This is a genomic window from Leisingera sp. F5, assembly GCF_001593695.1.
Map to the genome: position 1 here is coordinate 1 of NZ_LUKH01000019.1, position 26,214 is coordinate 26,214.

The 26,214-nt window shown below is 63.2% G+C and carries 28 protein-coding genes; 7 read left to right on the forward strand and 21 right to left on the reverse strand.

The genetic code is table 11. The features are described 5' to 3' along the window. The 17 genes from A2I95_RS14350 to A2I95_RS14430 form a co-directional block, all read right to left on the reverse strand. Positions 1–511 (reverse strand): extracellular solute-binding protein (locus A2I95_RS14350; RefSeq protein WP_291730537.1); only part of this gene is annotated, 511 nt, incomplete at its 3' end. 20 nt (positions 512–531) lie between these two features. After that, the gene (locus A2I95_RS14355; RefSeq protein ID WP_291730539.1) at positions 532–1,341 is read right to left on the reverse strand and encodes an ABC transporter permease; all 810 of its coding nucleotides are present in this window, start codon (positions 1,339–1,341) and stop codon (positions 532–534) included. 3 nt (positions 1,342–1,344) lie between these two features. Further along, positions 1,345–2,274 carry an ABC transporter permease gene (locus A2I95_RS14360; protein WP_291730540.1) on the reverse strand — a complete coding sequence of 310 codons (930 nt, stop codon included), beginning with the start codon at positions 2,272–2,274 and terminating at the stop codon, positions 1,345–1,347. Continuing rightward, complete coding sequence (locus A2I95_RS14365) at positions 2,274–3,365, reverse strand: ABC transporter ATP-binding protein (protein WP_291730542.1); 1,092 nt, start codon at positions 3,363–3,365, stop codon at positions 2,274–2,276. Before A2I95_RS14365 ends, A2I95_RS14360 begins: the two co-directional genes overlap by 1 nt. 167 nt (positions 3,366–3,532) lie before the next feature. Further along, complete coding sequence (argE, locus tag A2I95_RS14370; protein WP_291730543.1) at positions 3,533–4,681, reverse strand: acetylornithine deacetylase; 1,149 nt, start codon at positions 4,679–4,681, stop codon at positions 3,533–3,535. After that, positions 4,674–4,880: a dodecin gene (locus tag A2I95_RS14375; protein ID WP_291730545.1), complete on the reverse strand. Its 207-nt coding sequence runs from the start codon at positions 4,878–4,880 to the stop codon at positions 4,674–4,676. Before A2I95_RS14375 ends, argE begins: the two co-directional genes overlap by 8 nt. Before the next feature lie 11 nt (positions 4,881–4,891). Next, entirely contained in the window at positions 4,892–6,961 is a 2,070-nt protein-coding gene (locus A2I95_RS14380) for an FAD-dependent oxidoreductase (protein ID WP_291730547.1), read from the reverse strand. A 104-nt stretch (positions 6,962–7,065) separates the two neighbouring features. After that, positions 7,066–8,004: a LysR substrate-binding domain-containing protein gene (locus A2I95_RS14385; protein WP_291730549.1), complete on the reverse strand. Its 939-nt coding sequence runs from the start codon at positions 8,002–8,004 to the stop codon at positions 7,066–7,068. 25 nt (positions 8,005–8,029) lie between these two features. Further along, positions 8,030–9,526, reverse strand: a complete 1,497-nt coding sequence (locus tag A2I95_RS14390; protein WP_291730550.1) for an aldehyde dehydrogenase — start codon at positions 9,524–9,526, stop codon at positions 8,030–8,032. A 26-nt stretch (positions 9,527–9,552) separates the two neighbouring features. Beyond that, positions 9,553–10,227 carry a DUF1028 domain-containing protein gene (locus tag A2I95_RS14395; RefSeq protein ID WP_291730551.1) on the reverse strand — a complete coding sequence of 225 codons (675 nt, stop codon included), beginning with the start codon at positions 10,225–10,227 and terminating at the stop codon, positions 9,553–9,555. Positions 10,228–10,311: 84 nt separating this feature from the next. After that, the gene (locus A2I95_RS14400) at positions 10,312–10,728 is read right to left on the reverse strand and encodes a RidA family protein (RefSeq protein ID WP_291730552.1); all 417 of its coding nucleotides are present in this window, start codon (positions 10,726–10,728) and stop codon (positions 10,312–10,314) included. A 59-nt stretch (positions 10,729–10,787) separates the two neighbouring features. Next, entirely contained in the window at positions 10,788–12,062 is a 1,275-nt protein-coding gene (locus tag A2I95_RS14405) for an NAD(P)/FAD-dependent oxidoreductase (protein WP_291730553.1), read from the reverse strand. 248 nt (positions 12,063–12,310) lie between these two features. After that, positions 12,311–13,774 carry an aldehyde dehydrogenase gene (locus A2I95_RS14410; protein WP_291730554.1) on the reverse strand — a complete coding sequence of 488 codons (1,464 nt, stop codon included), beginning with the start codon at positions 13,772–13,774 and terminating at the stop codon, positions 12,311–12,313. Positions 13,775–13,925: 151 nt separating this feature from the next. Next, complete coding sequence (locus A2I95_RS14415; protein ID WP_291730556.1) at positions 13,926–14,963, reverse strand: LLM class flavin-dependent oxidoreductase; 1,038 nt, start codon at positions 14,961–14,963, stop codon at positions 13,926–13,928. Then, positions 14,960–15,886 (reverse strand): flavin reductase, encoded by a 927-nt coding sequence (locus tag A2I95_RS14420; RefSeq protein WP_291730557.1) that lies wholly within the window; start codon positions 15,884–15,886, stop codon positions 14,960–14,962. Before A2I95_RS14420 ends, A2I95_RS14415 begins: the two co-directional genes overlap by 4 nt. Further along, positions 15,883–16,692, reverse strand: coding sequence for an alpha/beta fold hydrolase (locus A2I95_RS14425; protein ID WP_291730559.1), 810 nt, complete (start codon positions 16,690–16,692; stop codon positions 15,883–15,885). The genes A2I95_RS14420 and A2I95_RS14425 overlap by 4 nt, the downstream gene beginning before the upstream one ends. Then, entirely contained in the window at positions 16,664–17,266 is a 603-nt protein-coding gene (locus tag A2I95_RS14430; protein ID WP_291730560.1) for an amino acid synthesis family protein, read from the reverse strand. Before A2I95_RS14430 ends, A2I95_RS14425 begins: the two co-directional genes overlap by 29 nt. Before the next feature lie 108 nt (positions 17,267–17,374). On the opposite strand from A2I95_RS14430, the gene A2I95_RS14435 reads away from it, so the two are divergent. Then, positions 17,375–18,061, forward strand: a complete 687-nt coding sequence (locus A2I95_RS14435) for a GntR family transcriptional regulator (RefSeq protein WP_291730561.1) — start codon at positions 17,375–17,377, stop codon at positions 18,059–18,061. On the opposite strand, the gene A2I95_RS14440 is transcribed toward A2I95_RS14435, so the two are convergent. Continuing rightward, positions 18,058–18,810: a creatininase family protein gene (locus tag A2I95_RS14440; protein WP_291730562.1), complete on the reverse strand. Its 753-nt coding sequence runs from the start codon at positions 18,808–18,810 to the stop codon at positions 18,058–18,060. The two genes, A2I95_RS14435 and A2I95_RS14440, sit on opposite strands and share 4 nt — an antisense overlap. Positions 18,811–18,876: 66 nt before the next feature. Between A2I95_RS14440 and A2I95_RS14445 the strand changes: the two genes are divergently transcribed. Beyond that, positions 18,877–19,485, forward strand: coding sequence for an XRE family transcriptional regulator (locus A2I95_RS14445; protein WP_291730563.1), 609 nt, complete (start codon positions 18,877–18,879; stop codon positions 19,483–19,485). Between the two features lie 36 nt (positions 19,486–19,521). On the opposite strand, the gene A2I95_RS14450 is transcribed toward A2I95_RS14445, so the two are convergent. Then, positions 19,522–20,304 (reverse strand): transporter substrate-binding domain-containing protein, encoded by a 783-nt coding sequence (locus A2I95_RS14450; RefSeq protein WP_291730564.1) that lies wholly within the window; start codon positions 20,302–20,304, stop codon positions 19,522–19,524. A 116-nt stretch (positions 20,305–20,420) separates the two neighbouring features. Between A2I95_RS14450 and A2I95_RS14455 the strand changes: the two genes are divergently transcribed. From A2I95_RS14455 to A2I95_RS14470, 4 genes are read left to right on the forward strand one after another with little or no spacing between them, the layout of a single operon-like run. Next, on the forward strand, positions 20,421–21,182 hold the full coding sequence (locus A2I95_RS14455) for an amino acid ABC transporter ATP-binding protein (protein WP_291730565.1): 762 nt from the start codon (positions 20,421–20,423) through the stop codon (positions 21,180–21,182). 16 nt (positions 21,183–21,198) lie between these two features. Continuing rightward, on the forward strand, positions 21,199–21,960 hold the full coding sequence (locus A2I95_RS14460; RefSeq protein WP_291730567.1) for an amino acid ABC transporter permease: 762 nt from the start codon (positions 21,199–21,201) through the stop codon (positions 21,958–21,960). Between the two features lie 12 nt (positions 21,961–21,972). Then, positions 21,973–22,308 carry a carboxymuconolactone decarboxylase family protein gene (locus A2I95_RS14465; protein WP_291730569.1) on the forward strand — a complete coding sequence of 112 codons (336 nt, stop codon included), beginning with the start codon at positions 21,973–21,975 and terminating at the stop codon, positions 22,306–22,308. Between the two features lie 9 nt (positions 22,309–22,317). After that, positions 22,318–23,367, forward strand: coding sequence for an aromatic ring-hydroxylating dioxygenase subunit alpha (locus A2I95_RS14470; protein ID WP_291730570.1), 1,050 nt, complete (start codon positions 22,318–22,320; stop codon positions 23,365–23,367). Positions 23,368–23,441: 74 nt separating this feature from the next. Here the strand turns inward: A2I95_RS14470 and A2I95_RS14475 are convergent, their stop codons facing one another. Next, positions 23,442–24,545, reverse strand: a complete 1,104-nt coding sequence (locus A2I95_RS14475; protein WP_291730571.1) for a hypothetical protein — start codon at positions 24,543–24,545, stop codon at positions 23,442–23,444. Between the two features lie 147 nt (positions 24,546–24,692). Between A2I95_RS14475 and A2I95_RS14480 the strand changes: the two genes are divergently transcribed. Then, entirely contained in the window at positions 24,693–25,274 is a 582-nt protein-coding gene (locus tag A2I95_RS14480) for a carboxymuconolactone decarboxylase family protein (RefSeq protein ID WP_291730572.1), read from the forward strand. 3 nt (positions 25,275–25,277) lie between these two features. Here A2I95_RS14480 and A2I95_RS14485 read toward each other — a convergent pair whose 3' ends face one another. Beyond that, positions 25,278–26,192, reverse strand: a complete 915-nt coding sequence (locus A2I95_RS14485) for a LysR substrate-binding domain-containing protein (protein WP_291730573.1) — start codon at positions 26,190–26,192, stop codon at positions 25,278–25,280. Between the last annotated feature and the right edge of the window lie 22 nt (positions 26,193–26,214).

Below are 26,214 nucleotides of genomic sequence, written 5' to 3' on the forward strand. Positions count from 1 at the left end.
CCTCGCCCTGGCTGTCCAGCATGTTGATCTTGCCCGACAATTCCGCCGGGGGCTCAAACAGGATACTAGTGGTCTGGATGTCACCGCCATAGGCATCGCGGTTCACCGCAAAGGAAGTCGAGCCCCACTGATACGGGATCGAGGACGCCCGGCCCGGGTCAAAACTGGGATCGGCCCATTCCGGCGCGATGTTGCCTTTGTTGGCCAGCTCGCCGTCGGCGATGGTGTCCAGCAGCCCCTCGCCCGCCATGATGCTGACCATGTAATCGCCCGGCACCGCCAGGTCATAGGTGCCCATGCCGCCGGCCTTCAGGGTGGCCAGCATGGATTCATTGGAATCGTAGGTGTCCATCGTCACCTCGATGCCGGTCTCGGCGGCGAATTTCTCCAGCAGCTCCTGCGGCATGTATTCGAACCAATGATACAGGACGAGCTTGCCCTCGGCTGGGGCGGCATTGGCTGCAACGCTCAGCGCAAGCGCGGCGGCGCTGGATTTCAGAAGTCTTTTCATGTGGTTTCTCCCGGGTTGGATTATTTTGTGTTGTCGGATTTGCTGACGAAGTAGCTGATGGTGACCATCACGACCGACACGCTCAGCAGCATGGTCGAGATCGCCATGATGTTGGGTTTGATGCCCTGTTTGACGGAGCCGAAGATGGCCGTCGGCAGGGTCTCGACCCCCGCGCCCTTGACGAAATTGGTGATGATGAAGTCATCCAGAGAGACGATGAACGCCAGCAGGAAGCCCGAGATGATGCCTGGCGCCATCAGCGGCATCAGGATCCGGGCAAAGGCCTGCCGCCGGGTGGCGTATAGATCCATCGCCGCCTGCTCGAAACTGTCCTCGATCCCCTGCATCCGGGCCGAGATCGGCAGGTAGGCAAAGGGGATGCAAAAGGCGATGTGGGCGACCAGAATGGTCAGGTAGCCACGGGTGAATCCGATGGCGTTGAAGAAGATCAGCGTCGCCACCGCGGTGACGATTTCCGGCACCATCAGCGGCAGGCTGATCAGGCCAAAGGAAACGGTGCGCAGTTTGAAATTGCCCCCGCGCACCATCGCCGTCGCTGCCAGCGTGGCAATTGCGGTGCTGGCGGTGGCCGCCATGATGGCGATGGTGAAGCTGTTGAAGGCCGCGGTCTTGAACTTGGCGCTTTCCGGGCCGGTGAACACATCGGCGTACCAGCGGAAACTGACCCCCTCCCAGTTGGTGATCGATTGGGAGGCGTTGAAGCTGTAAATGGTAACGATCACCAAGGGGGCATAGAGCACCACCAGGCACAACAGAGTGATGGCGCGAAAACCCTTGTAGGTTTTGATATCGTTATTCACATGCGCCATGGCTCAGCCCCCTGCCTTGTCTGCTTTGGCCTGCTGGCGGGCCGAGAACATCAGGATGATCAGCACCATGGTCAGCAGCACCATTGATGCGGCAGCGCCGAACGGCCAGTTGCCGGCGTTGCCCTTGAACTGTTCCTCGATCAGCGAGCCAATCATGAAATTCTTGGCTCCGCCCAGAAGGTCCGGCGCCAGGAACGACCCCATCGAGGGCACAAACACCAGGATGCAGCCCGCCACCACGCCCGGCTTCACCGCGGGCAGCACAATGCGGCGCAGGGTGGTCCATTTGCTGGCGTAAAGATCCGCCGCTGCCTCAGACAGCGAAAAGTTGTAGCGCTCCACCGCGGCATAGACCGGCAGCACCATGAACGGCAGGTAGGAGTAGAACAGCCCCAGCTGCACCGCAAAGTTGGTGTTGACGATATGGATCGGCGTATCGATCAGCCCGGTGCCGATCAGGAAATCATTCAGCGGGCCTTGGTCCCGCAGCAGGAACTTCATCGAAACGGTGCGGATCAGCAGATTCACCCAATAGGGGATGGTGATCAGGAACACCCAGACGGGGCGCACGTGCTCAGGCCGGGTGGCAATGAAATAGGCGGTGGGAAAGCCAATCACCAGGCTGAGGAGCGTCGCCGCCCCGGCCTGCCAGATCGAACGCCAGAAGATGGTGATGTAGGTCCATTCCAGCTTGGGTGGCTCATCCCCGAACAACCCGCGGTCAAAGAAGAACTGGTCATAAGCCGAAAGGCTGAACTCCCAGATCACCCCGCCGCGGAATTCCTTGGTGAGGAAGGAATAGATCAGCATCATGCAGACGGGACCCAGCACAAAGATGCCAAGCACCGCCCAGGACGGCAGCAGCAGCCAGCCGCGGGCGTCCTTATATGTGTCTGCGCGGGCTGAGCCGCCGCTTGCTGCGCCTGCTGCCATCAGTCCATCAGGAGGCGCCCGGCCCCCAGCTCCATGTTGACGAATATCTCGCTGCCCGGCTCAAAGATCCGCTTGTTGCCGCGCTCGGAATTGGAGGTGCGCACGATGAACTGCGGCCCCTCGGCCAGATCGACCAGCGTGCTGATGTCGGTGCCCACGAATATGTTCTCGGCCACCCGGCCCTTGAGGCTTTCGGCCTCCACCGGCGTGTCGGACATGAACAGGCGTTCGGGGCGCACCGACATATGCACTTTGGCGCCGGTCCCGATGCCTTCGACCGAATTGCAGGTCAGCGCCTGGCCGCCGCCCAGATGGCAGGTCGCGCGGCCGTTCATGACCTGATCCACCGAAACCTCCAGCAGGTTGGTTTCGCCGATGAAATCCGCCACGAACATATTGCGCGGCTGTTCATAGATCTCGGTCGGACTGCCAAGCTGCTGCATCTCGCCCGCCGACATCACCGCGATGCGGTCGGACATGGTCAGCGCTTCCTCCTGATCGTGGGTGACAAAGATAAAGGTGATCCCGGTTTCCCTCTGCAGATGCTTCAGTTCCAGCTGCATCTGCTTCCTGAGCTTCAGGTCCAGCGCCGACAGCGGCTCGTCCAGCAGCAGGACTTTGGGTTGCGGCGCCAGCGCACGCGCCAGCGCCACACGCTGCTGCTGGCCGCCTGAGAGCTGAGACGGCTTGCGGGCAGCGAACTGCGACAGTTGCACCAGTTCCAGCATTTCGCCGGCGCGGGTGCGGGCCTCGGCCTTGGACTTGCCGCGCATTTCCAGGCCAAAGGCGACGTTTTCCAGGATCGTCATATGCGGAAACAAGGCATAATTCTGGAACACCGTGTTCACCGGCCGCTGATGCGGCGGCAGCTTTGCAATCGCTTCGCCAAACAGCAGGATCTCGCCTTCGGTCACATCCTCGAACCCGGCGATCATCCGCAACAGCGTGGTCTTGCCGCAGCCCGACGGCCCCAGAAGGGTGAAGAACTCATTGTCCTCGATGGTCAGCGAGATGCGCTTGAGGGCGGTGAAGTCCCCGTAACGCTTGACCGCACTGCGCACATCAATCGCATTTGTCGTGTTACCGGGCACTTGCGCCTCCCCCTCTGCCGCGTGTCGTTTAATCCAGCATAGGCAGCGGCGGGGGCTTGCTTAAGAATTGACTCCCTCAGCAAATGTTAGTCTTTGCCTAACCTTTGAAATTCATTTGTTTTCAGATAGTTGCAGAAGATCTTTCCTGATCTGTCAGGATCTGATCCTTAAGCGGTCAGATCGTCCAGCAAGCGGTCCATCATCGCGTCGCATTGGCTAAGCTGACGCAGCTCCAGGTATTCGTCGGGCTTGTGCCCCTGCCCCGCCATCGAGCCGGGACCGCAGACCACTGTTGGAATGCCCAGCTGATGGAAAAACCCGGCCTCGGTGCCAAAGGCGACCTTGGCGGTGCCAGTGCTGCGGGCGAGCGCCCGGGCGAAGGGGACAACTGCGCTGTCCGGTGGCACGTCGAGGCCGGGATACGCGTTGTACTGCTCCACCTCGATGCGGGCCTCCGCAGGGTAGCGGTTGCTGACACGATCCGCGGCGGCCTGAATGCGGGCCAGGATGTCTTCGCCCCGGTCAGCGGCCAGATGGCGGTACTCAAAGGTCATCTCAGCCCGGTCCGGCACGATGTTGAGCGCGGTGCCACCCGAAAGTTTGCCAACATGCACGGTGGAATACGGCACATCATAGGCATCGTCCCGCGCGCCGTTGGCGGCGAAGTCTTCCTGCAGCCTGCGCAGTTCGGACAGGAAATCCCCCGCCAGATGCAGGGCGTTGGTGAAATCCGGCGCCAGCGCCGAGTGGCCGCTTTGGCCAAAACAGACCGCCCGCAGCGCGGCCTTGCCCTTGTGGCCGATGGCAACCTCCATTTCGGTCGGCTCACCCACGAAACAAGCGCGCGGGCTTCCGATCAGCGGAGCGAGGCGCTCCAGCATCTCCTGAATGCCGACGCAGCCGATTTCCTCGTCATATGAGAGGACAATCTTCAGCGGCTCTTTCAGGTCAACCCCTGCCGCCCGGCCGGCCAGCGCCAGAACACTGGCCACGTAACCCTTCATGTCGGTGGTGCCGCGGCCATAGACGCGCTCGCCTTCGCGGGTCAGACGGAAGGGGTCCCGGGTCCACTCCTGGCCGTCCACCGGCACCACATCGGTATGCGCCGACAGCAGCACCCCCGGCCCCGCCGGGCCTTTTTCGGCATACAGCCCCGTTTTGGAGCCGTCCGGCGACGGCAGCCGCGTCACCGCAAAGCCGCGGTCCGCCAGGAAGGCCTCCGCATAGGCGGCCAGCTCCAGATTGGAGTTGCGGCTGACCGTGTCAAAACCGGTCAGCCGCTCCAGGATCTCCAACGTCCTGGCAAGGTCAGTCAAGCCGGAACCCGATCTTGAGCCCGACCTGATAGTGGGCGACCTTGCCGTCTTCGACATGGCCGCGGATCTCGCCGACCTCGAACCAGCTGATGTGGTCGATGGTCTTGGACGCGCGGGCAATCGCCCCGCTCACCGCATCCTCGATGCTGCTGGCGGAGCTGCCCACCACGTCGACCGTCTTGTAAACTGCGTCACTCATCACTCTTCTCCTCACTCTGCGGCCAGCTCGGTGATCTCGCGGCGGAACGGCAGCGCATCGCCGATATCCGGCCCATCCAGCTCCCGCGCATAGCGGTGGCCTGCGTAAGTAGCCCACGCAATTGGCCCCGGCGCGTTCGCATCACCAATCAGTTTGACCGATTTAATGCCTGCGTCCAGCCATTCCGCCTGGCGGGTGAGGAGGTTTTCATAAAGGGTGTCGTTACCAATGCGTGAGGCAACCATCACCACCGCGTCCGCCTCGATAGCCCAGGTGCGGTCCGTATAGGTGCAGTTGGAGACCACGTGACCGGCGTGAATTCCGGTAATCCCGCGGTTCAGCACGATCTCCACCCCGGCCTCGACCAGGCGCGGATGGATAGCGACCTGCTCCAGCGTGTTGTTGGTCCAGTCGCTGACATAGGCCGACGGCGTGACCAGCGTCACCTGCGCGCCCTTGGAGGCCAGCAGCTCTGCCAGAACCCCGCCCATGTAGTAGTGGTCGTCGTCATAGACCACCACACGGCCCTCGGGGATGGTGCCGTCCATCAGGTCGTCCGGCGTGTAAACCCTGGCGCCGTCCGCAATTGGCATCGGCACCACATGCTGGCGGGAGACCCCGTCGCGGCGCCAAGTGGCACCGGTGGCGATGCAGATGTTCTCGAACCCGAATTCCAGAATGCTGTCCGCATCCAGCGGGCTTTCGCGGTAGATCTCCACATTCGGGCGCTGGCTCAGCTGGTAGTCGCGGTAATCCACCACCCGGCCCCAGGCGTTGAGGCCGGGCAGCTGGCGCTCGCGGGTCACACGCCCGCCGATCACATCCTTGGCCTCGGCCACCGCCACGTCATAGCCGCGGCGGCACAGCGCCCAGGCGGCTTCCAGACCGGCGGGGCCGGAGCCGATAACCAGCACGTTCTCGCTGCCGCCCTTGGTGTTCATCGTCTCTGGATGCCAGCCCTTGCGCCATTCCTCCATAAAGGTCGGGTTCTGGGTGCAGCGGCTGATCGACATGGTCATGTCGCCCGTGATGCAAATATTACAGCCGATGCATTCGCGGATGTCCTCGATGCGGCCTTCCTCAATCTTCCTGGGCAGGAAGGGGTCGGCAATCGACGGCCGCGCGCAGCCGATGAAGTCCAGCGTGCCGGATTTCACCATCTTCGCCATCACGTCGGGACTGGTGAAACGCCCCACACCCACAATCGGCTTCTCCGTCAGCTCATGAATGCCGCGCACCAGCTGTTCCTGGGCCGCTTCCTCTTTGAACCGGCTGGGGCCGGAGCAATCCTCCCACGTCCCCTGCGCCAAGTCCCAAAGGTCCGGCAGGTCCTTGTTCATCTCGATGTAATCACGCACCTCGGCGTTGGAGAACCCCAGTTCGCCGATGGTTTCGTCCAGCGAGACCCGCAGGGTGATCGCCATGGTGTCGCCCACCGCATCGCGCATGTCCGCGATCACTTCCTGGCTGAACCGCGCGCGGTTCTCCAAACTGCCGCCGTACTCATCCGAACGCTGGTTGGTGGCGCGGCTCAGAAAGTGCTGGAAGATGCCGAACCCATGCGCGCCATAAAGGCAGATCAGATCAAACCCGGCCTCTTTGGACCGTTTCGCCGCATTCACAAACCAGCGGCGCAGGTCCTTGATGTCCTGCTTGTCCAGCGCGCGCGCCTGCACCGGGTCATTGGTGAAGGTGCGGATCGGCAAGGCGGAGGGCGCCAGCGGCACTTCCTTGGAATAGAGGTTCGGCCCGTTGATCCCGGAATAGGCTAGCTGGATGCCGGCCAGCGCGCCGTGTGTCTTCATCTTCTCCGACATCCGGCGCAGCTGCGGGATGTCCTTGTCCTCCCACAGGCGCAGTTCGATGAACGGCGTGATTTCCGAGGTGTGATGCATCTCGCATTGTTCGGTGAAGATCACACCCCAGCCGCCCTCGGCCTTGATGCCCCGCATCGCCGCCGCGGCAGAAGGGTCGCGATAACCGCCGCCGTTGCAATGGGGCACCTGATAAAAGCGGTTCTTGGCTGTGAGCGGGCCGATCTTCATCGGCTCGAACAGAATGTCATAGCGGGGATCGCGCAATTTCCATCTCCTTTGGTGCAAGAGCACTCAAAGGGTACAGGACTGGCCAGGGCGCTAAAGGTCAGCTTGCGAAAGCATTGATTAGCCTGCCGCTAAGCCGCGGCTCAGCCCTGCGGCGCGGCGTTCAGTCCCGGCAGCGCGCCGTCCTTCACCAGCTCCGCACAATGCTCGACAAAGGAGCGGATAGTGATCGAGTTTTCCGAATCCGGCGCCATCAGCAGCCCCATCCGCATCGGCCGCAAATCCCCCTTCAGCGGGATGAACCTCAGCGTCTTGCCATCCGGGGACTGATCGTTGACGGGGCGGATATTGGCAATCGAATAGCCGTACCCATTGGCCACCAGGCTGCGCATCACCGCCATGTCGCGGGTGCGCTCGGCCACATTGGGCTTGATGCCGGCCTCATGGAAGAACGACAGGAAGTATTCCGCGCTGAACGGCAGATCCAGCAGCACCATCGGATGCTCGCGCAGCTCTTGCACCGTAACCTCCGGCAGATCCGCCAGCGGATGCCCCTCCCCCACCAGCGCATAAGGCGGCAGCTCCGCCAAGGTGATGAAGCGCAGATCGGCCGGGATATCCAGGTTGTAGGTCAGCGCGATATCAATCTCCGCCCGCCGGATGCCGCTGAAGAGCGCGGCCTGATCCAGCTCGATCTGGCGCACATGCACGTCCTTGTAGCGGTCTTCGAACCCGCGCCGCACGGCAGGCAGCACCACCTGGGCAAAGGTCAAGAGGCAGCCGATTGCCAGCGGCCCCCGCACCTGGCCGGAGATGTCGCCGGCAATATCCATCAGCCGGTCCGCTTCGCGCAGCACGGTGCGGGCCTGCTCCAGCATCACCCGCCCCGCCTGGGTCAGCGCCAGCCCCTGCGCATGCTGGCGCACAAAAAGCGGCAGCCCGAATTCCTGCTCCAGCTGCGCAATCGCCGCCGAGATCGACGGCGACGACACGTTCACCTTTTCCGAGGCCAGCGCGATCGACCCCGCCTCCCCCACGGCCACAAAATACTCCAGCTGGCGCAGCGTGTATCGGACTGGCAAGGGCAGGCTCTCCCGGTTCTTCGGATCAGGTCTTATACTTGATCCAGGTGGTTTTCAGGGCAGTGTACTTCTCCAGCGAGTGCAAGGACAGATCCCGCCCGAACCCGGACTGCTTCATGCCGCCAAAGGGCGTCTGCGCCGACAGCGCATCGACCGTGTTGACCGAGACCGTGCCGACCTGCAGCCGCTCCGCCACCCGGCAGGCCCGGCTGAGGTTACCGGTCCAGACCGACGCGGCCAGCCCGTAGATCGAGTCATTGGCCATCGCCACCGCTTCCTCCTCGCTGTCAAAGGGGATCACCGACAGCACCGGGCCAAAGATCTCATCCCGAGCCAGCGGGTCGCTGTGGCTCACATCGTCAAAAATCGTCGGCTGCACGAAACATCCCTTGCCGTCCACGGTGACACGTTCGCCGCCCGCGACCAGATTGGCCGACGCCTTGCCCGCCTCGACAAACCGCATGATACCCTCGGTCTGCTTCTCATCCACGATGGCGCCCATTTTCGAGGCCGGGTCCAGCGGATCGCCCGGCTGGGTCGCCGCCGCGCGGGTCATCAGCTTCTCGACAAATTCCTGCTGGATGGAGCGTTCGACGTAAAGCCGCGAGTTGGCGGAGCAGACCTCCCCCTGATTGAAGAAGATGCCGAAGGCGGCCATATCCGCCGCCGCATCCAGATCCTCGCAGTCCGCAAACACCAGGTTCGGGCTCTTGCCGCCGGTCTCGGGCCAGACCTGTTTCAGGTTCGACTGGCCGGAATACTGCATGAACATCTTGCCAATGGCGGTGGAGCCGGTGAAGGCGAGGCAGTCCACATCCATATGCAGCCCCAACGCCTTGCCTGCGGTGGCGCCAAAGCCCGGCACCACGTTGAAGACCCCGTCCGGCACCCCGGCCTCTGCCGCCAGTTCCGCCAGCCGCAGCGCGCTCAGCGGCGATTGCTCCGCCGGTTTCAGCACCACGGAGTTACCCGCGGCCAGCGCCGCCGCCGCTTTCCAGGTCGCCATGTCGAGCGGGAAGTTCCAGGGCGTCACCGCCCCCACAACGCCCAGGGGCACGCGGCTGACCAGCGCCAGATCGCCCGGCCCGGTCGGAGCCACCTCGTCATAGACCTTGTCGATGGCCTCGGCATACCACTGGAAGAAATGCGCCGATCCGGGCGCATCAACCGTCGCCGCATCCGTCACCAGTTTGCCCATATCAAGCGAATCCAGCAGCGCCATCTCCTCCAGATTGGCGCGGATCAGGTCCGCGAGCCGCAGCAGCACCGCCTTGCGGTCCCCCGGCGCCATCCGCGACCAGCGCCCGTCCTCAAAGGCCCGACGCCCGGCGGCCACCGCGCGGTTCACATCCTCTTCGCCGCATTCGGCCACCTGCGCCAGCACATCGCCCGTCGCCGGGTTCACGCTGGCAAAACTTTTGCCCGACACCGCATCCACGAATTTGCCGTCAATGAACGCCCGGCTGCGGAACGTCAGCCCCGCGGCGCGGCTTTTCCAGTCGTCATAGCTGTAATCCAGCATCTCTTTCCCTCCCTGTTCCGCCGCGCTCATTCGTCGCCGGGCACGCCGTAGGACGGCGCCTCGCGCGGGTCGAGCGCGCGCTGCACATAGGCGTCCAGCTGCGGTTTGTAGATCTCCCAGGCGGCAGAGATGCTCTCAATCGGGCAGTCCCTGGTCCAGTCGCAGCGCAGATCCGCCACCGGCCAGCTCACCTTGTCGACGAGCTTCATGCCTGCCGAATGCACCGGCCCGGCCTCGCCGCCCGCCGCCAGCCCGGCCCGCATCGCAGCAATCAGCCGGTCGCCAAGATGGCCTTCAGCCGCCTGAAACCCATCCACAATCGCCTGGCACACCCCGTCATCGGCCAAAAGGTTGCCGCCCGAGGCCACGTCCTTGCCTTCGGCCTGGGTCCAGATCCCCAAGCTGTTCGGCCCCGAATGAATCGCGGTGCCGCCAATGCTGTCCACCGCCAGCACCTGCCGGTACTCGATGAACCGCCCGATTTCGCGCACCTTGGCCACCGCCGCGACGGCGGTCATGCCCTGCTCCATCAGATCCAGCGCCAACGGCCCCAGGCTAGGGTCGGTCACATTCTGGCTCGCCACCGCGCCAACGCCCGCGCGGGCAAAGGAACAGCGCGCCGCCACCGCCGGCGAGGAGGACGAGATCGCCACCCCGAACATGCCGGTCTCCGCGCAGCGCGCCACAAGCGAAAAGGTCATTGCAGAACTCCCTGCTGCTTCTTTCTGGTCACAAATACTCCCCGGGGGAGCGCGAGGGGGCAGGCAGCCCCCTCGTTTCCGCCCTCAATCCGGGATCACAGCGGTGCCGTCGATCTCCACCAGCCATTCCGGCCGCGCCAGCGCCTGCACCACCAGCCCGGTGGACACCGGATGCACCCCTTTGATGTATTCGCCCATGGTGCGGTAGACCGCCTCGCGGTGGCGCACATCGGTGATATAGACCACCACCTTGACCAGATGCTCCATCGAGCCGCCGGCCTCCTCGATCAGCTGCTGGATGTTCTGCATCACCTTATGGGTTTGCTCGACCGGGTCATGGCTCTCGATGTTCTTCGCATCGTCCAGGTTCTGCGGGCACTGGCCGCGCAAATAAACGGTCTTGCCGCCGGTGGTCACCACCGCCTGGCACAGGTCGTTGTCGAGGTTCTGTTCGGGATAGGTATCGGACGTGTTGAATTTACGGATACGGGTGTGGGCCATGATGTCCTCCTGGCATGACGGAATGGCAGCGCCGCCGGGTCAGCGCCCGGCGGCCGAGTTCAAACAACGTCCGCGCGGTCCTCACCGGGGCCGCGGTAACCCTCATAATGGCGCTGGATGGCAATCTGATCGGCCACATGCTTGGCATCATGCCAGACCCCCCAGATGAAGGTCGAGCCGCGCCGTGACTGCCAGGGCAGGCCCAGAAAGTAGATCCCCGGCGCGGCCGACACCCCGCGCTGATGCTGCGGGCGGCCCTGCGCGTCAAAGGCATCCACCGTCATCCAGCTGAAATCCTGCCGGAAACCCGTGGCCCATAGGATCGTGGTGATGCCCTCCTCCGCCAGATCCAGCGCCCGGATCGGATTGGCCAGACTTGCCGGATCGGGGAAGACCTTGCGGGCTTCCGGCTCCTGCGGCAGGTCAATGCCGGTGCGCGCGGCATAGGCGTCCGCCAGGTCGAGCATCTTCAGGTAGTCGGCATCGCCCGCCGCGATATTGTCCTGCAGGTCGCCTGCAAACTTCATGATACCGCCGTCATAGGATCCGGTCATTCCCAGCAGCGTCACGCCTTCGCCGCCCAAGCGGCGGAAATCCATGGTCTGGCCGCCATAGGCGCCGCTGACCGAGATCGTTACATGCTCCTTGCCCGGCTCCAGCGCGGCCTGATCCCAAAGGCCCAGCACCCCCAGCCACCAGACAAAATCTCGGCCCCGGTACATCCGCGGCGGCCGGTCATGCGGGCCTACCGACAGATAGACCTTGCGGCCTGCCCGGTTCAGCTCATCGGCGATCTGCGCGCCGGAAGATCCGGCCCCCACCACAAGCACCGCGCCGTCCGGCAACTGATCGGGATTGCGGTAGTGGAAGGAATGCAACTGGTTCACATCCGCCCCTTCCGGCACCAGCGGCGGGATCACCGGGTGCTGAAAGGCGCCGGTGGCGGCCACAATCCGCTGCGCCTCAATCTCGCCGCCCGAAGTTTCGACCCGGAAACCGCCGGAGCCATTGATGCGCTCAGCCTTAAGAACCTCAACCCCGGTGCGGATGGGGGCCTTGATCCGTTCGGCATACTCGGCAAAGTAATCCGCCACCCGGTCCTTGCCGGCAAAGGCCTCGGGATCGGTGCCGGTGAATTCGAGATTGGGAAAGCGGTCATGCCAGGCCGGGCCGTTGGCCACCAGCGAATCCCAGCGCCCCGTGCGCCAGGCCTCAGCGATGCGGTTCTTTTCCAGCACCAGATGCGGCACGCCATGGCTGGTCAGATGCTCGCTCATGGCCACACCCGCCTGGCCCGCTCCGACAACCAGCGTGTCTGTCTTTTCAATCGCCATCCCGAAACCCTCTCCTGACACGGCGGCACGGGCTCGCCCCTGCCTGTCTTCCTCAATAGGAATTCCACATCCCCGGAGCGCGAAAAAGAAATCTATGGCTTACCTCTGCTTCGCTTGGGGCTAAGCAGGGGATTCCCAATTTTGCGCAACGGCTTGCCAGGCCAGCGCAGCAAAAGGAAAGCCGCCCTGCCACGTGAATGGCAGAACGGCTGAGTGCGCGCCTTGCATAGGAACCGGCGCGAGGAGGGTCAGCGCATCACAAAGGGATCCGGGATCGCCTCGTCGCTGGTGCGCAACCAGACCGCCTTCACCTTGGTGTAATCCAGCGCCGCCTGCAGCCCGCCCTCACGCCCGTGACCGGACAGGCCATGGCCGCCAAAGGGCGCAATCGGGCTGACTGCGCGGTAAGTGTTGACCCAGACGATGCCCGCCCGGATGCCCCGGATCATCCGGTGCGCACGGGTCAGGTTCTGGGTGAACACACCAGACGCCAGGCCAAAGGCGGTGCTGTTGGCAATTTCCATCGCCTCTGCCTCGGTCTCGAAAGTGACCACCGACAGGACCGGGCCAAAGAATTCAGTCGACAGACAGGGCGCCTCCGGCGCATCCGAGCAATCGAGCACCGTGGGCGGGAAATAGAAGCCCTCCCCCTCCGGCACAGTGCCGCCGGTGACCAGTTTGGCGCCCGCCTGCAGCGACGCCCCGATCAGCCGCAACGCATGGTCGCGCTGTTTCAGGGTGCAAAGCGGCCCGACTTCGGTTGCCAAGTCATCCGGCACGCCAATCACCACCGCTTCGGCCTTTTCCTTTAGCCTTTTCAGGAAGGCGTCCTTGATGCCCTTCTGGATCACCAGCCGGGACCCCGCGACGCAGCTTTGCCCGGTGGCGGCGAAAATCCCCGAGACCTGCGCGTTCACAGCGCTTTCCAGATCGGCGTCATCAAACACGATGAAGGGCGACTTGCCGCCCAGCTCCAGCGAGGTGGAGGCGAGGTTTTCCGCCGAGTTGCGCACGATATGCCGCGCCGTCTCCGGCCCGCCGGTGAAGGCCACATGGGCCACTTTTGCGTGGCTGGTCAATGCAGCCCCGGCCTCCGGCCCGCCGGTGATGACGTTGAAAACACCCGGCGGGAAACCCGCCTGATCAAAGATGCGGGCAAACTCCAGCATCGGCGCCGGGCCTTCCTCGGACGCCTTCAGCACCACCGTGCAGCCCGCTGCCAGCGCCGGGCCGATTTTCACCGCGGACAGGAACAGCTGCGAATTCCACGGCACGATGGCGGCCACCACGCCCACCGGCTCGCGCCGCAGCCAGACCTCCATGTCGGGCTTGTCGATCGGCAGATGCGCGCCCTCGATCTTGTCGGCAAGGCCTGCGTAATAGCGGTAGTATTCCGCCACATAGGCGATCTGGGCCGAGGTCTCTCGAATGATCTTGCCGGTATCGCGGGTTTCCAGCTCCGCCAGCCGCGGCGCATTTTCCGCTACCAGATCCGCCAGCCGCATCAAGAGCTTGCCGCGCTGGGTGGCGCTCATCCCGGTCCATTCAGGGGAGAAGAACGCAGCCTCCGCCGCCGTGACCGCCCGGTCCACGTCCGCTGCAGACGCGGCAGGCATCAGCGCCCAGGGCGTGCCTGTTGCCGGATCAAGACTGTCAAACGTGGCATCTGCGTCCTCAAACGCGCCGCCGATGTATTGCTGGAAGGACAGCATTTTTCAGCTCCTTTGATGGACCTTTAATGATACTTGAACACATTCTTCATCAGTTAACCGCAAAGTGGCCTTCAGAGCATTTAGCTCTTTTACCACCCTTAGGCCTATCAGACCCGGCGAGCCCCCACCTTGCCCGCCGGGTTGCCTTTCTTCACTGAAACGCGGGCATGACTTCGGTGATGAACCGTTCAAGCGAGGCTTTTTTGCGATCAAAGCTCATGCTGCTGTCGATCCAGAACGAGTATTCATCATAGCCCAAGGCTTCATATTTTTTCAGCCGCTCGATCACCGCAGCCGGTTCGCCGATCACCAGATCGCGCTCCATCGCTTCGGGGCTATAGAACGGATGCGCGGCGATATCCGCGTCAGTCAGGGGATCAATCAAACCCTGCGACACGTCCCGCTTGTTCATGAACCAGGCGCCGAAGTAGTTGTAGAACCGGTTCAGTTCCTCCGCCCCGCGTTTCACATCCGCCGCACTGTCGGCCACATAGGTATGCTGAAGCAGCATTATCCTGGGCCGCGGCACCTCACTGTGCTTGGCGCAAGCGGCGTTGAACTTGCCCATCAGCTCTTCAATCTCGCCGTCGCCCTGCCACAGTGGCGTCACCTGCACGTTGCAGCCATTTGCCACGGCGAATTCATGGCTGTTGGGATCGCGCGCCGCAACCCAGATCGGCGGGCCGTTTTCCTGCACCGGCTTGGGGGAAGATGTGGTTTTCGGGAAGGAATGAAACTCCCCGTCCTGCGCATAGTCGCCCTGCCACAGACCTTGGACAGCCGGGATCAGTTCCCGCATCCGCTGGCCTGCCTCCCAGGCATCCATGCCAGGCAGCATCCGTTCGTATTCATAGGAATAGGCGCCACGCGCGATGCCCAGATCCAGGCGGCCCTCGGTGATGATATCGGTCATCGCCGCCTCGCCCGCCAGCCGGATCGGATGCCAGAACGGTGCAATCACCGTTCCGGTGCCCAGACGCACATTCTTGGTATGGCGCGCCACGTCCACCAGATTCAGAAACGGGTTCGGCGCGATGGTGAAATTCATCCCGTGATGCTCACCCGTCCAGACCGCATGCATGCCGCCGTCATCGGCGATTTTGCACAGCTGGATGAACTCATCATAAAGCTGCTTCTGATCCTGATCGTTCGAAATCCGCTCCATATGCGCAAAAAGCGAAAACTTCATGAGCCCTTGCCCCCTGTCCTCACCGCGCGGACCTGCCCGCGGGTCTGGTTTCCATAATACACCCCGAAATTGCCCATCCGGCTTTCACTGGCGAAGCGTTCCAGCATGGTGCAGACCGCCGCATCGGCGATATCCATCAGCGTGGTCTGGCTAAGCTGGGTGAAAGCGCCCTTGGCCGGCGTGCCTCCGGCGGATTGGCACAGAAACGAGATGTGCTGATGTTCGCGCGCGTCGTCTTCAAACACCGAATAGATGAACCCCGGCTCCGCCTCGACCCCGGTCTCGGCAATCAGCCGGGCCAGCGCGGCGGAGGCGCCCTCCTTGCCCACCCTTGTTTCCGGCAGCGTCAGCTTGCCCTGATCATTGCCCATCAAGAGCACTTTGCCCTCATGCTCGATCAAGGCCGAGACGATCAGCTTGGCGCCCTGGCTCAGCGCCTCGGCCTCGGCGGCGGCAGTCACATAGGCACCGCGGGCGTATCCCAGCCCTGGCGCGGGCGAGGTCTCAAAGGCTTCGACCCTGCCGATCAGGATCAGGTGGTCGCCGGCCTCAACCCGTTTGTGCATGGAGCAGTCGAACCAGGCAGAGACACCCGCAAACACCGGGCTGCCCTCTGGCCCCGGGTGCCACTCAACATCAGCAAAGCGGTCCTCGACCGGCCGGGCAAAGGTGTTGGAGACGTCTTTCTGGTCCTCAGCCAGCACGTTGATGGCAAAGCCGTCCGCCTGTTCAAATGCGGCGTAATTGCTGGAGGAGTTGGCAAGGCATACCAATACCAAAGGCGGATCCAAGGAGACCGAGGTAAAGGAGTTGGCAGTAAAACCGATTGGATTGCCGTCCTGATCCTGCGCCGTCACCACGGTGACGCCGGTCATGAAGGTGCCAAAGGCGTTGCGCAGCGCGCGCGGGTCGATGTCGCTCATGACGGCTCCTGTTCCGCTGAAGTGTCCAGCCAGTCCTGCAGGGCGGCGTTGACCGCCGCCGGGGCGGTCAGGTTGACCATATGCCGGTGGCCCTCAATGACAACCGCCCTGCCCAGCGGCGCGGCACCGGCCATCGCCTGCGCCATGTCCGGGGTTGAGTTCGGATCGCCATCGCCGGTCAGCGCCAGCAGCGGGCAAGCAATGCCGCCAAAGCCATCCGCGTAAGTACTGTCGCCGCGGGCAAAGGCGGTATAGGCGGCGGCGTAGCCCTGATGGTTCACGCTCGATAGCCAGTCGGCCACCTGCGCCCGCGCAGTCTCGTCCGCCGCAGTATCCCCGAACCAGCGGATCAGGGGTGTTTCCAGATCAAAGCTGCCGGCGCGGATTTCGGCGGCGCGGGCTTCAACCGCTTGCCGGGCCTCTGCCGTGCGCCGGAACACCCCGTTCAGCAGCGCCACGCGTAAGACGTTCTCAGCATGGCAGACCGCATAGCCGCCCGCAATAAGCGCGCCCATGGAGTGGCCCCCCAGCGATACAGGCCCCAGGTCCATGGCCAGCAGAACTGCATGCAGCCAAGCCACATAGTCCGGCAGCTCCGCGCCTTCAGGCAAGGGGACGCTGCCGCCGTGGCCGGGCATGTCCAGTGCAATCACCTGATGCGTCAAGGACAACGCCTCGATCTGCGGTGCCCAGGCCGCCGACTGCATGCCGACCCCGTGGATCAGCACCACCGGCGCGCCTGTTCCCGCGCGCTGGCAGGTGACAGGCCCGTAAGGTTCAGACAGCTGCAGGGTTGTCGACGTCATGGCCCAGGTCCTTCAGATCCTGATAACGGTCACCGATACGGTGATGCGGGCGGCCGCCGATGGAGGCGCCGAGCGCGATCACAATCTCATCCGGCCCCGGTGCATCGGCCACCGACAGCTGGATAGTCAGGTAATGGCTGCGCCGCCCGCCGTCGTTCTTGTCCATCAGCGGGATCTGCAAGGGCGCATTGGCCGGCCCGCGGGTGTTGGTGAAGGCCAGATAGGATTTCGCTCCCACCGCCTCGCGGAAATGATTGCCGAAACGCAGGGTGTGGATCAGGGCGGAGGCATGCTCGACCTCGCCGTTCACCCCGACGATGGCGGATTTGCCGTAGCCCTCAACCTTATCGCCGCCGCCAGCGGCCTCCAGGATCATCGCCGTCAGCTTCTCGCCCAGTCCCGGCGCGCAGTCGTGGATCGCCGGGCGCAGGTCCTCGACAAAGCCCTGCCCCGCCCAGGGGTTTTTGATCACCGCTACCGCAGCAATCATCTTCAACGGCATTTCCGCTGCCTTGCCGCCCTCGATCAGGGTCTCTTCGACATGCAGCAGCGTTTTGCGGATTTCAGCAGGCATGGGCAGTGTCTTTCGTCAGTGATTCCAGTCAATGTAATATGGTATACCATCAGACAGTATGTCAATGCAGACTTGTTCAGCTCCGCCGGGGCTGGTATCGGAGGAAACATGACCAGCCCCGTAATGCGCAAAATTGAACAGCCGCCGCAAACCCTGCGCGACATCGTGCAAGAGCGGATGCGCGAGGCGATCATCGCAGGCCAGTTCGCCCCCGGCGAACGGCTGGTGGAACGCCCCCTGTGCGATCAGCTGGGCGTCAGCCGCACCGTGGTGCGCGAAACCATCCGCTATCTGGAGGCAGAGGGGCTGGTCGAAATCCTGCCCGGCAAAGGCCCCATCGTGGCGAAACTCACGTGGGACGACGCGCGGCAGATCTATGATATCCGCCAAATGCTGGAGACAGCCGCCGCCACCGCCTGCGCCCGGAACATGACACCGGAGCTGGCAGAGCAGCTTCAAGCCGCGCAACACGCCCTGCAGGACGCTGTGGCGGCGGGCGTCCCCGGTCCCATGCTGCGTGCCACGACAGAATTCTACCGGATCATTTTCGAGGGTGCCGGCCACAGCGTTGCCTGGGAGATCGCCCAGCGTCTGAACGGCCGCATCAGCCGCCTGCGGGCGGTGACCCTGTCGACCGAAGACCGCCTGAAACCGGGACCTGCCCATATGCAGGATATCTGCCAGGCCATTGTATCAGCCAATGCAGAGGCCGCGCGGACGGCCATCGAACAGCACCTCGGCGACGCCAAGCGCACTGCACAACGGCTGCTGCTGGAAGAAAAGCCGCTGGGTTAAGCCCCTTTACCAGCAGCCAGCGCCGAAAATGCCAGAAACGTCTCGCAAATCCCCTGCGCCGCCGCCTCCAGCAGCCGGGCGCCATCCTGTGGATTGGCCAAGGCGGAGTGCGAGCCGACCCGCCCGTCCGGGAACTCCGCCCGGTGCTCATCCGGCGGGCCGTGGCGGTCGCCGGCATGGGCCATGATGAACTCCGGGCTCAGTTTCCGCGGCGGCTTTGCCGCCTCGCCCGCGGGCAATTCGCCCAGCAGGGTCTGGGTGATGGCAACCTCCGACGGGGTCGCGTGCATCCCTTCCCAATCGCCATAGAGGTCCCTGCGCAAAGCGTTGACCTCCCCCGGCTCCCACCAGCTGCGGATGGCGACGCGCTCCGGATCCAGCGCCTGTGCCGCCCGCTGCAGAGGCGCCAAATTCGCACCGTGGCCGTTGACGATAAACACTCCCGAAAACCCCTGCGCCAACACCCCGCGGAACACCGCGGTGGCGTGGGCCTGGAACAGATCCTCCGGCATTGAAACAGTGCCGGGAAAAGCAGTGTTGAAGGGCGCCGGCGTATAGGCCAGCGCCGGCGCCACAATTGCATCGCACAGTTCCGCCGCCCGCAGCGCCACCGCCTCGGCGCAGATCGTATCGGTGCCGATCCGCCCCATCGGCCCGTGCTGCTCGGTTGAGCCGACCGGCACCATCACCGCCGCGCCCGCCTTCAGGCGGGTCTCCACCTGCTGCCAGGTCATATGGGCAAGCTGCATCGTCTTCTCCTGTCATTTCGCCACGCATCGCTTTTCCTTTGCCTGCGGGCGGCATAGTCTGTGGCAATGGAAGATTCATCGCCCGCAGACATCAAAAAACCCGCGCTGGACCAGCTGGTCGGCGCCGCGGTCAAGACCCACCGGATGCTGGCCGGGCTGACGCTGGCCGGGCTGTCGGACCGCGCAGGCGTGTCCACCGCGATGATTTCCAAGATCGAGCGCGGCCAGGTCTCCGCCTCGCTCACCACGCTGGAAGCGCTGGCCAATGCCATCGGCGCGCCGCTGATCAACTTCTTTGCCGGCACGGTGGAGCATTCGGACGTGTCCTTTGTTGCCGCCGGTGAAGGCATGACGGTGCAGCGGCTGGGCAGCGGCTTTGGCCATACCTACAAGATGATCGGCCGCGCCGAAGCCAGCCATGTGAGCTTTGAAAGCTTCGCCGTCACCCTGGAACAGCCGCTGAAGCCGCGCCCGCTGTACCGCCACAGGGGGCTGGAGTTCATGCATATCACCAGCGGCGAGATGGTGTTTCAATGCGGCGATGCCTCGTATCATATGAAGCCCGGCGACAGCATCAGCTTTGATTCCAGCAACGCCCACGGCCCGGTAGAACTGAAGACGGACAAGGTGAGTTTTATCACCATGGTCACCAAAGCCGAATCCAGCGAAGCCTAACCGGAACGCAGCCGCCGGAGCGGCTGCGCAAGGGACCTAAAGCCCCCATTTCTCACGGTTGGTTTCAAAGAACCCGGTGGCTTTCTTCACCTTGACCCAGTTGTTCACGTAGTTGATCCAGACCTGATCGTCCTGCGGCAGCAGCATCGCAATCGGCGAGGGCGCGCGCGGGCCGGTGTCCGGGACCCTTGTCACCGGGAACTTCTCTTCCAGGGTGGAGCCTTCGATGTTGGAAGTGATGAACACATCCGCCCGGCCTGCCAGCACCTCTTGGAAGCCGCGTGCCGGAGCCTCAACCACCTTGATATCGGCCTCTGGGAACCACTCCCGCGCCAGTTTCTCAAACGTGGTGCCCAGCGTCGTCGCCACCTTCACCCCCGGCTGATTGATCGACGCGTAGCCCGAGAAATTCCCGGCTTTGTCCTTGAGTGTGAATGGAAAAATCTCCACCGCGATGTAGCTTTCGGAGAACCCCGCAACCTTCATCCGCGGCGGCGAGATCGAGGCTGAGCCGGTCAGATGGTACTTGCCCGCAACCACGCCATTGACCAGCGTTTTCCAATCGGTCGGTACAAATTCCACCTCGACGCCCAGATCCTTGGCCAGCTCGGCCATGATATCAATGTCATACCCTTTGTAGCTGTTGGTCGCCGGATCGCGCAGCGACATCGGGTTCCAGTCGCCCGTCGTGCCGACCTTCAGCACACCGCTGTCCAGAATGTCATGCAGCGCCGATTGCGCCTGCGCGGCCCCCGCCAGCGCCCCCGTCAGTGCAACTGTCACAGCCGCGGCTGCCACCGCCTTGATAAAGCGTTTCATTGGTATCTCCCCGTTGGTGCGTTTTTGGTTGCCTAGGAAAAGTAGCAGATTTGATGCTTGATTTAACGGCAACCGGGCAGTTAACCTCAAGAAAAATTTCTCTTGGGAAGAAAAATATGCCTGGGAACCCGCAGCCAGACCCCGCACTTGCCATCGAACTTGCCGGTGTCAACAAATGGTATGGCACGTTTCATGTGCTGAAGGACATCAGCCTGACAGTGCGTGCCGGTGAAAAGGTTGTGATCTGCGGGCCGTCCGGTTCCGGCAAGTCCACCGTGGTGCGCTGCATCAACCGGCTGGAGGAGCATCAGAAGGGCATCATCCGGGTCGACGGGATCGAGCTGACCAACGATCCGCAGTCCGTGGCCGCGATCCGGTCCGAGGTCGGCATGGTGTTCCAGCAATTCAACCTGTTCCCGCATCTGACGGTGCTGGAAAACCTGACACTGGGGCCCATCAAGGCCCGCGGCATGTCCAAGGCCGAGGCCGAAGCCAAGGCGATGCACTACCTGGAGCGCGTCCACATCCCCGACCAGGCCAGAAAACGCCCCGGCCAGCTGTCGGGCGGCCAGCAGCAGCGGGTGGCGATTGCCCGCTCCTTGTGCATGGAACCCAAGGTTCTGTTGTTTGACGAGCCGACCTCGGCGCTGGACCCGGAGATGATCTCTGAAGTCTTGGACGTGATGGCGGAACTGGCGGTGGACGGCATGACCATGGTGGTTGTCACCCACGAGATGGGCTTTGCCCGCAAGGTGGCCGACCAGATGGTGTTCATGGATGCCGGCGAGATTGTCGAGCAAGGCCCGCCGGAGGAGTTCTTCGGTGCGCCCCGCTCGCCGCGCTGCCAGAAATTCCTGTCGCAGATCCTGCAGCACTGACCAAAGGGGCCGAACCATGAAAAAGACCCTGATCCTAATGCTGCCCTTGCTGGCGCTTGCGGGCTGTTCCAGCTCCTCGACCTGGGGCTGGTATGTGATCAACCCGATGACCGCCAGCGGCTGGGTGAATGTGAAATTCCTGATCTCCGGCATGGGCGACACCATCCTGATCTCGGTGATCGCCGCCGCGATCTCCATCGCGCTGGGGCTGGTGGTCGCCCTGCCCGGTCTCGCCAAAAACCGCGGCTGGCGGATGGTGAACCGGGTCTATGTGGAGCTGGTCCGCTCGATCCCGCTGCTGCCGATGCTGTTCTGGGTGTTCTACGGCCTGCCGATCATCTTCCGCGAAATGGGAATGAACGTGCCGATCGACCCGTTCTGGGGCGCGATCATCACCCTGGCGCTGTCCGACAGTGCCTTTACCGCTGAAATCTACCGCGCAGGCATCCAATCGATTGCCAAGGGCCAGACCGAAGCGGCCCAGACCATCGGCCTCAACTACCTGCAGACGATGCGCTATGTGATCCTGCCGCAGGCGATCCGCCGCATCCTGCCGCCGCTGGCAAACCAGTTCATCTACATCGTCAAGATGAGCGCCTTTGCCTCTGTCATCGGCATGCAGGAACTGACCCGGCGCGCCAATGAGCTGGTGGTCAGCGAATACCGCCCGCTGGAAATCTACACCCTGCTGATCCTGGAATACCTGGTGCTGGTGCTGATCATCAGCGCCGGTGTGCGCTGGCTGGAACGCCGGATGGGATCGGACGAAAGAGGCTGAGGAGAGACAAATATGGACTGGAAAACCTTCATGGCCGAAACCGAGGCCAATATCGGCACCTTTTCGAAAGAAGTCCCCGACACCGTGCGCGGTTTCGGCACCATGGGCCAGGCCGCCAAGAAAGACGGCGCGCTGAGCGAAAAGACCAAGGAATTCATCGCCCTCGGCATCGCCATCGCCACCCGCTGCGACAGCTGCATCGGCTTTCACGTGCGGTCCTTGGTGCGCCTCGGCGCCACCCGCGCGGAGCTGTGCGAGGCTTTGGCGATGGCCACCTATATGGGCGGCGGCCCGTCTTATGCCTACAGCGCCAAGGCGCTGAAAGCTTTTGATGAGTTCTCGGAGTAAGGGGCAGTCATGAGACCGGATCTGATCGGCGGCGAGGGGTATGTGCAGAACTGCTGGTATGTGGCAGGGCGCAGCGAAGATTTCGGGCGCGAACTGACCGCGCTGACCATGCTGGAAGAGCAGATCGTGATCTACCGCGACACCAAGGGCGCACCCATCGCGCTGGAGGATGCCTGCCCGCACCGCAAGCTGCCGCTGTCGCGCGGTACCATCGAGGGCGACCATGTGGTCTGCGGCTATCACGGGCTGACCTTCGACTGCAGCGGCGAATGCGTGATTGCACCGACCCAGCTCGACAACCCGCCGCGCCGCGCCGCGGTGCATTCTTACCCGGCAGAGGACCGCTGGGGGTTTCTGTGGCTGTGGATGGGCGATCCGGAACAGGCCGACCGGGGCCGGATCATCGACATTCCGAACTTCGATAATCCCAACTGGGGTAAGACGCAAAAAGGCGCGATGGAGATGGCCTGCCACTATCTCTACATCACCGATAACCTTTTGGATCCCAGCCACGTCGCCTGGGTTCACCTGACTTCCTTTGCCGGTGCCGGAACCGACAACCGCCCGCTGGATCTGGAGGAAACCGAGGACGGCGTCATCGTCTCCCGCTGGGTGCTGGATGAGGCACCCCCGCCCTATTACAAGGATATGCTGCCCTTTGGCCCGACCTGCGACCGCAAGCAGCATTACGAATGCCGCCTGCCTGCCACTGCGATCAACATGTCGGTCTACACACCCAAAGGCGAAGGCGGCAAGGATGTGCCCCTGTCGCCCGATGCCTTCGTCAACATCTCCTACAATTTCATCACCCCGGTGGACGCCGGGCGCTCGCGCTATTTCTGGTTCCAGCACCGCAACATGCATGCTGGCGACGAGGCGATGTCCCAGCGCATGTTTGAGGGCGCCGTCATGGCCTTTACCGAGGACAAGGACGTGCTGGAATACGTCCAGACCGGCATGGCAAAACGCAAAACGCCCTATATCAACCTTGGCCTGGATGCAGGCGCAATGCGGTTCCGCACAAGGGTCGCGCGCCAGATCAAGTCCGAAGCCGGCTGAAAGCGAAGCCGTTTCCCTGCAAGGGGAACGGCCATGAAAAGTCGATTTTTCATGGCTGAAATCCGCGCCGGATTTCAGCTGGCAAGCCGCCCGCCCGGTCCCTGCCCCACCGCTTGCGCAGGTGCGTCGAACACCGCCCGGATACAGGGGTGCTGCGCCAGAATCTCTGCCCCGCCGGGCACCAGATGCGGGTTGAACACACCATCCTTCCAGACCACCGCGCCGTCCACTTCGATTGTCGGATCCAGCACGTTCAGCGAAATCTCTCCGGGCGCATAGTGGCCGCAAGTGTGGAAATGCATCAGCCGCGGGTTGCCAAAGGCGCCGCCGCTCCAGCGCTCGTAATTCTCAGCCGCCGCCATGCCATAGGCACAGCCCGGATGGATACCAGCATGCCAGGAATGCATGGTCATCGGATCCAGCCCGAATTGCTGCCCTACTTTGGCGTAGTGCACCCGGGCGCAATGCACGTCCATCTCGTGGCCCTCGAACCTCTGCAGCACGCTGCCGCGGAAATGCACCGCCAGCGGTTCGCGCAGATCGCAGCCGTAGGGCTCATAAAACCTCGACCCGGTGCCGACCAGGAACCCGTCCTGCATCACCACCCCGGAAACCCCCTGCGCCGGCACCGGCGCAAAGACCGACATCGGGAACCGCGTCACGGACACATCCGCAGCACCGGATTTGGGATAAGCCGCCCCCGGCCCGCTGAAATCGGTCCCCAGCGGGCAGGTCACGCGGATATGCTCCGCCGCCGCCATCAGCGTATTGACCGCGTCTTTCAGCGCCACAAACCCCTGATAGTTGGCGCGCCCGAACCCGGATGCCAGCATCCCTGCATCCAGCGCATAAGACATGATCGGGCGGATCCCCTGCATGTCCTTGCTGAACCGGATCTGATCACCGCTGCGCGACAGGAACAGCACCCGGTCCACAGCTTTCATCCGCGCAACCAGCGCTGGCGGCAGCGCCGCGCCCATCGGATCAAACGGCAAGGTCTCAGCCGCCGCCTCAATCCCCAGCGCACGGGCGCTGTCCAGCACCGCCCCGGTAATCGCCGCGTCGTAATAGCCGTTCGCGGGGTCTTCCCGCAGGATCAGCAGATGGTCCCCGGCGCGCAAACCGCCGCAGGTCACCAGCAGGTTTTCGGCGCCAGCGCGCAGATCCGCATCCTGCATCCCGCAATTCTCCCTCTTGATCCTCACGCGGATGTTACCCGCAGCCGCGCTCTCCGATCCAGAAAAATTTCACAACAGTAGAATTTTCTACTGTAATTTAGGACAGCCCTTCCCCTATCCTGCCCCCGGAAACCGCGGAGAGAACAGATGAGCGCATGGATTGAGATGATCCCGGACGAAAAGGCCGAGGGCCGGCTCAAGGAATTGCTGGACAAGGCGCGCACGCCGCATGGCACCGTCGACACCGTGATGCGGGTGCATTCGCTGCGGCCCGAAACCATGAACGGCCATGTGACGCTGTACCGCTCGGTGCTGCATTCCAAGGACAACAAGCTGCCATTCTGGTTTCTAGAGGTCATCGCCAGCTACACCTCAATCCTGAACGACTGCACCTATTCACTGACCCATCACTTCATGAACGTGCGCAACCTGCTGAAGGACCAGCCGCGCAGCGACCGGATTTTCACAGCACTGAAGGCCCACCGCCCCGAGGATGAGTTTCAGGGCAAGGACCTGGCGCTGCTGCGTTATGCCGGCAAGCTGACCACCGATGCGGGCAAGATGGTGAAATCCGACTTTGAGGCGCTGAAAATCGCGGGCTGCGACGATGGCGAGATCCTGGAGGTGAACCAGGTCTGCGCCTATTTCAACTACTCCAACCGCTTGCTGAACGGGCTGGGTGCCACCACCGAGAACGACGTGATCGGCTATTACAAGGGCGACGACTAAGCCTTAGCGCCGCGAAGGCTCCAGATCGGCGCGGAATGGCGCCAGACTGTCGGTAAAGGCGTCCAGGAAATCCAGCGCCAGCAGCGACCGGCTGCCCGACACCGGCCGCAGGATCGACAGCCGGTGGGGCAGCTCCGGCGCGAAGGGCACGATGGCGATGTTCTGGCCGCGGAACTGCTCGGCATCCAGGGCGCTGACGACTGAGGCGCCCTGCCCCTGGCTGATGATGATGCAAGCGGTGGAGAACTGGCGCACCTCGATCCAGCTGTTCAATTCCACCCCGGCTTCGGAAAACGCCTTGTGCAGCCGGCGGAAAAACGGGCTGTCGCGGCGGGTGTGGATGATCTTGCGGTCCCGCAGATCGCGCGGCGTGATAACATCCTGTTCTGCCAGCGGATCATCCTGCGGCAAAACACAGACCGTGCGGATGGCGATGTCGATGTTTTCCACCGCCGGATGGGCGGCGAACCCATCTGTGATGCCGCAGTCATACTGCTCGCCGATGATCCACTCCAAAATCCGCTCAGGCCGGTCCGGCTCCAGCGTCAGCCGCACGCCGGGGCGGTGCTCCAGAAATCCGGCCAGCAGCTTGGGCAGCAGCGCTGTTGCAAATCCCGGCAGGCAGGCGATGCGCAGGTGGCCTGCGGTGCGCTCGGTCAAGTCCCGGTTGAGTTCCTCAAGATGGTTCAGACTGTCGAACACCCGCCCCACTTCGGACAGCAGATAACGCGCCTCAGAGGTGGGAATCAGCAGCCCGTCCTTGCGGGTAAACAGCTCCACCGCCACCGATTTCGAGAAATCAGACAGCAGCCGGCTGGCGGCGGGCTGGGAAATCCCCAGCGTCTCGGCGGCGCGGGTGACAGAACCTGTGCGGGCAACAGCCTGAAAGGCCTCAAGCTGGCGGAGTTTGAATTTCAAGGGGTTAGCCGCTTTCAAAGGA